Source organism: Micromonospora humida (genome assembly GCF_016901255.1).
GTDB classification, from domain to species: Bacteria; Actinomycetota; Actinomycetes; order Mycobacteriales; family Micromonosporaceae; genus Micromonospora; species Micromonospora wenchangensis.
In genome coordinates this window covers 1-2764 of sequence record NZ_JAFEUC010000033.1, presented here as the reverse complement: position 1 = coordinate 2764, position 2764 = coordinate 1, and the positions used below count along the sequence as shown (strand labels likewise).

The following is a 2764-nucleotide window of genomic DNA, read 5'->3' as shown; positions in this document are numbered from 1 at the left end:
CGATACAAACGCACCGCACGTTCACGCAGCTCATCGGGGTACTTCTTCGGTGCAGCCACGGATGACTCCCTTCAGCTCCATCAGAGCATGATCGAAAGCCTCCGAGCTACCGGGGGAACCTCAGGACGCCCAGGGCGAGCTACTCGCCGCCTACGACGCCTACCGACACCTCCAGTCCCGGTTCCAGGCACAGCAGGCCGAGGCGGCACAGCGGGCGCGGTGGGGAGCGGTACCCGAGGCGGTGATGGCAGCCGGCGAGGCCACAGGCGAAAGGTACGGCGAAGTCGGCGACAATCGACGCCCGCCGGACCGGTTCCACGGCGAGCGCCCGGAGGCGGGCCGCACCACACGAACCGGGCAGGTCTCAGTCGTCAACGCGGTAGCAGGCCGTGGCGAGGAAGCCGACCACGATGCCAGGTCGCGACTGCTGGCCGAGCTGCGCCGGCACCTGCTCGCACCTGCCGCACCGAAACAGCCGGTCGAGCCTCTCACGCTTTCGGAGGTCCGTCAGCGGGTGGCCCATCTCCATAGCCTTTACCAGCGTGGCAACTATGCCGAGGCGGTCCGGGCGTTGCCCGACACGTTCGAGCAGGCGAACCTGTTGACCCGGACCTGCACCGGCACGCAGCGCGCCCTGGCCGTCGGGTCGCTGGCGGCGGCGAATCTCGCCGCCGCCAAACTGGCGGGTGGGGCGAGGATCATCGTTCCAGATCGTGTTGGCGTAGTGTTCTGCCTCTCGCTCCTACTACAAGAAGAAAGGCGCCGAAGGAAAGAACCGCCGCAAGCGATGCTCGCCCTCGCCCGACGACGCGTTGACGTCCTCTGGGCGCTTGTCAGTGACCGAAGGACCTCATCCGAACGGCATCGGCGATCCGCGCCGCCGTCTGAACCAGGTCACTCCCCGCCGACGCGCCCCCGATCCTGTCGGCCGTATCACCGCGCCCGTCAAGATCATCTGGAGTCGCATGGAGACCCTTATCTATTCCTGAGGCGCTTCTCTATATGGTTTCACAGGCCTACTGCCTGCGTCCTCTCTATTCCTGGCTTCGTCTGCCGGTCGCAACAGGCGATTGGTGTGCTCGGTGGTAAAAGATCAGCAGGACTGTCCCGGGCGCCTTCTCGGCCTGCTTCTGGGTGTTCCGCGCTTCGACCGGGCCGTCTCTGTGCGTAGGCTGACAGCGCGTCGACTCCGGTGGCAGGTTCGCCTGCTGCCGACTTGGGCTGGCGTTGCGCTTCGCCGGGCTATCGGAAGCCCCACCCGCCACTCAGACACCGCTCCTGCTCTCGATCGCTTGCCATTGCCGGATCAGCGGTCGCGCATATCCGGGGTCGATGTCGGCGGCAAAAGCGAGTAGACCGGTGACATGGTTGGCGAAGCCAAAGACAGAGGTGAACCCATAGTGCTCGGCGTGTCGGTGGATTCCGAACCGATCGGCACCGAACAAGTGCTTTGCGAGGCGGTCCTTGACCTCGCGGCTGATCGTTATTCCGTCGTCGGTTAAAACCACGCCGAGGACGATCCGGCGGGCCCCAGGCGGAATGATTCGGAGTTTCTTCTCCTGCAGGCAAAATCCGTTGTGTCTAACTATCTTACGCACCTCGCGTACGAGTTTACGGCAATGTTCGCGGTCGAAGGCATCGCTGCCTCCAAGCACGATGTCGTCGGCGTAGCGGGTATAGGTAAGCCCAGCGCTGACGGCGAGCCTCTGCAGCCCTGTGTCTAGGCGACGGGTTACAAGGTTAGCGATCGCGCCGCTGGTCGGGCTCCCCTGCGGAACGAAGCCCAACGAGCCTGACCGGTAGGCGGGTATGGCTTGGTAGCGCTCGACTTGGGGTGCGGTGAGGGTGCGGCGCCCGAACACTGCCGCTGAATCGCGGGTGCAGAGGCGGGCCAGCTCCAACGAAATCAGCGGCTGGTAGCCGAGGCTGCGGTAGACGGAAAAGACACGATATTCGCTGATACTTTGAAAGAAGTCGTGCAGGTCGAATTTGAGTAGGTAGCGCGCGCCGATGTGGCAGCGGGCGCAGGCGGCCACGGAGCGCCCAGGCACGTACGCGTAGGCCGCTGGGTGTACAGGGATCCGGTGCAGAATGCGATCCAGCACCCAGCGCTGCACGTCCCGTAGAACTGGCTGGGGGGCGCTGATCAGTCGCATCTTGCCGCCAGTGCGGCGCTGGCGGGTGAACTCGGTGTAGGGGTCCAGCTCGCGGGCGACGATCCGGCGCAGGTAGCCGTACTTCGCGCCGGTTAGATGAGCCAGGTGGTTTAGCGTAAGCACGGGCGTAACGCCGGCCGCGCGCAGGCGGCTGATCTGCCGCATGGCTCGGTCTAGCACCTGATCATCAACGCCACGTTCCCGGCCGAGCTTGCGGTAGAGGTGGGGGGAGTCGTAGGTCATTTACCTTTGGCCTCCCCACGCCGACAGGCGCAGCGCAGCGTGCCCCAGGCATACGCCCGGGTTCGCTGTGCTGTTCCCGGCGGTAGCGAGTGCTTGTCCACAACGGAGGGTAACCCTCTCCGCCGCCAGGGCATCCCTGGCGAATGCCGGCACGATGCCGGGCCGCTAAACGCCTACGACTCCCTCAAGGCACGAGGGTAGTACGGCTCGGTGGAGCCAATCAACCGAGCGTGCTGGGGGCGGGCTAGGTTCTGTCTCGCGGATCTTGGTTGTCGGGGACGGCGCGTAGCCAGTCGAGGGTTTCGACCAGATCGAGGGTGGCCTGGAAGTTGGCGGCCAACTTGTCGTAGCGGGTGGCGAGTCCT

General features: G+C 65.1%; 2 protein-coding genes. Both read right to left on the bottom strand.

Annotated elements, in window-relative coordinates; all coding sequences use genetic code 11:
* Nucleotides 1-549: 549 nt before the first annotated feature.
* Nucleotides 550-702 carry a hypothetical protein gene (locus tag JQX11_RS31885; protein WP_204928627.1) on the bottom strand — a complete coding sequence of 51 codons (153 nt, stop codon included), beginning with the start codon at nt 700-702 and terminating at the stop codon, nt 550-552.
* Between the two features lie 563 nt (nt 703-1265).
* On the bottom strand, nt 1266-2399 hold the full coding sequence (locus tag JQX11_RS31880; protein WP_204928626.1) for a reverse transcriptase family protein: 1134 nt from the start codon (nt 2397-2399) through the stop codon (nt 1266-1268).
* Between the last annotated feature and the right edge of the window lie 365 nt (nt 2400-2764).

Excerpts from the sequence above, each read along its gene's own strand:
- JQX11_RS31885 (WP_204928627.1), bottom strand. The coding sequence starts at position 702 with ATGATCCTCGCCCCACCCGCCAGTTTGGCGGCGGCGAGATTCGCCGCC.
- JQX11_RS31880 (WP_204928626.1), bottom strand. The coding sequence starts at position 2,399 with ATGACCTACGACTCCCCCCACCTCTACCGCAAGCTCGGCCGGGAACGT.